The organism is Pseudonocardia sp. SID8383, assembly GCF_009864975.1.
Classification (GTDB): Bacteria; Actinomycetota; Actinomycetes; order Mycobacteriales; family Pseudonocardiaceae; genus Pseudonocardia; species Pseudonocardia alni.
In genome coordinates this window covers 1-2,668 of record NZ_WWFY01000049.1, presented here as the reverse complement: position 1 = coordinate 2,668, position 2,668 = coordinate 1, and the positions used below count along the sequence as shown (strand labels likewise).

2 protein-coding genes are annotated in these 2,668 nt (G+C 76.1%); one reads left to right on the top strand and one right to left on the bottom strand.

The window, feature by feature from the left end; genetic code table 11:
* Nucleotides 1-39: 39 nt before the first annotated feature.
* On the bottom strand, nt 40-1,269 hold the full coding sequence (locus GTW08_RS01445) for an amidohydrolase (protein ID WP_073577495.1): 1,230 nt from the start codon (nt 1,267-1,269) through the stop codon (nt 40-42).
* A 177-nt stretch (nt 1,270-1,446) separates the two neighbouring features.
* Here GTW08_RS01445 and GTW08_RS01440 point away from each other — a divergent pair, with 177 nt between their 5' ends.
* A complete protein-coding gene (locus GTW08_RS01440; RefSeq protein ID WP_073577496.1) occupies nt 1,447-2,640 on the top strand; it encodes a hypothetical protein in 1,194 nt (397 codons plus the stop codon).
* Nucleotides 2,641-2,668 lie beyond the last annotated feature (28 nt).

The window sequence follows — 2,668 nt, the reverse complement described above, 5'->3', positions numbered from 1 at the left end:
GCGGTGCACGCGCTGCGCGCCCCCGCCCTCTGACCCCGGTCAGCCGACCGGCAGCCACTCCCGCGCCGCCGCGACCAGCGCCGCGACGCCGACCGACAGCGTCGGCTCGACCACCGGCGCGTAGCGGGGGGAGTGGTTCGACGGCAGCGACGCGGTCCGCTCCCGGATCTCCGCGACGGTGCCCGCGCCCTCGAACGCGGCCGGGTCGGCGCCGCCGAGCAGCCAGTACACGCACGGCACCCCGGCGGCGACGGCGAACCGGCCCACGTCCTCGCTGCCGGTGACCGGCCCCGGGTCGACGACCGGGAGCGGGGTGACCGCGGCCAGTGCGGCCCGGGTGCGCTCGGCGGCGTCGGCGTCGTTGACGACCGGCGGGAAGGACTCCAGCAGCCGGATCTCGGGGTCGATCGGCGCCCCCGAGGCCGCGGCCTCGCCACGCACGGTGCGCTCGATCCCGGCGAGCACCCGGTCCCGGACGCCGGGGGTGTAGGACCGCACGGTCAGGCCCAGCTCGGCGGAGTCGGGGATGACGTTCTCCTTCGTGCCCGCCCGCAGCATGCCGACGCTGAGCACAGCGGTCTCGGTCGCGGCCACCTCCCGCGGCACGACGGTGTGCAGGCGCAGCACCGTCGCGGCGGCGAGCAGCACCGGGTCGACCGTCGTCTCCGGGCGCGAGCCGTGCCCGCCCGAGCCGTGCAGGATCACCCGCACGGTGTCGCTGCCCGCGAACGCCGGGCCGGCGGCGAGGGCCAGCAGCCCCGCGGGCAGCGGCGCGACGTGCTGGCCCAGCACGACGTCCGGGGTACCGAAGCGGGTGAACAGACCGTCGTCGAGCATCGCGTCGGCGCCGGCGCCGAACTCCTCGGCGGGCTGGAACACCACCAGCAGCGTGCCCCGCCAGCTGTCGCGGGCGGCGGCCAGCTCGGCGGCGGCGCCCACCAGACAGGTGACGTGCATGTCGTGCCCGCAGGCGTGGGCGACGGCCGTCTCCTCCCCGTCGCGGCCGATGGCGACGACGGTGCTGGCGTAGTCCAGGCCGGTGTCCTCGGCGACCGGCAGCGCGTCCATGTCGGCCCGCAGCAGCGCGGTGGGGCCGTCGCCGTTGCGAAGGACCCCGACCACACCGGTGCGTCCGACCCCCTCGGCGACGTCGTAGCCGGCGTCGCGCAACCAGGCCGCGGCGATGCCCGCGGTACGGGTCTCGGCGAAGGACAGCTCGGGGTGACGGTGCAGGTCGCGGTACAGGTCGGCGAGTTCGGCGCTGCTCACACGCGTGAACCTAGGCGGCAGGTGCGGAGGCGGCTGGGCCGGACGAGGTCCCTCCGACGCCGTCACACGGACCGGTGAACCCGCCATCCAGGGGACAACCGCAGGACCGGTCGAGTTAACCCCTAGTTCAAGGGGGCCTTATCATTCGCCCATGGCGCAACCTTTCGGGACGAGCCGGTGACCCTCGAGGAGACACGGCGCGGCGCACCTGCCGCGGCCGATCGCTGGCGCGGTCTGGCCGTGTTCGTCGTGCGGTCGGCGGCGGCGCCCCTGCTCGACGAGGCCGTCGCCGGTGTCGCACGCGGGCTGGAGATCCTCGAGGTCGTCGTCCTGGACGACGCCCAGGTCGCCCGGGTCCGCGGCACCCTGCCTGCGCCGGCGTCGCGCCCGGTCCCGTCCGGTGCGCCGTACGCCCTGATCGTCGCCTGCGACGTGGTCGCCCCGGTCGGGACGTCGGGCGTGCGGGCGGTCGCCGACCGGGTCGCCGCCGTCCTGGACTACACCGACAAGCGGGTCCTGCGCCGCGTCCCGCCGCGGGAGCACTACCTGCCGGTGCAGGCGTCGTCGTCGCCGGAGCACGCCCTCGCCCTGCTCGACGCGCTCGGCGATCCGGGGATCCTGCACCGCATCGCCGGACCGGTCGAGGACCTCGGCCGCCGGTGCGCGATGCCCTTCCCGGTCGTGCGGATGCTCGGCGGCACCTCGCCCGGGTTCCGCGCCCGCGTCGCGCTGGTCCACCACCCGGTGCACGGGCCGTCGGTGTGCAAGGTGTTCCGGCCCGGGGCGCACGAGGCCTACGGCCGCGAGCTGCGGGCCCGCCTCGACCTCGGCGACCTGCCCGAGGTTCCGGAGCTGCTCGAGCACGGCCCGAACTGGCTGCTCACCCCGTTCTACGGCGACACCGGCCGGCACATCGTGCGCCGGTTGCCCGGCGAGCTCGCCCAGCTGCGCCCGGAGGTCGTGCGGACGCTGCTGAGGTTCTGCCGCGACCTGCACGAGCGCGGCCGCTTCGTGCTCGACCTGTCCCCGCACAACCTCGTGTGGGACGAGCGGGCGGGACTGAAGGTCCTCGACCTGGAGTTCGTCCTCGAGTACCCGGGCGAGCCGCCGGCGTGGTCGGACTGCTGGAGCCTGCGCGGCGTGCCGCCGGCCTACCGCGCCTCGGTCGAGGGGCTGCCCGACCTGGTGCTGACCCGTGGCGTCGGCAACTCGGTGTTCCACCCGGCGATCTCCGGGATGCGCCGCGCCCGGCTGCTCGCCGAGCCGCGCCGGGGCGAGGCCGCGCACAGCGGGGCCACCCAGCTCGCCTGGTTCAGCGCCCTCGGTACCGTCGGGCGGTTGCATCCCGCACTCCGCGGGAAGCGGCACTGACGGCGCGCCCCCCGGCGCGCCGACCCGC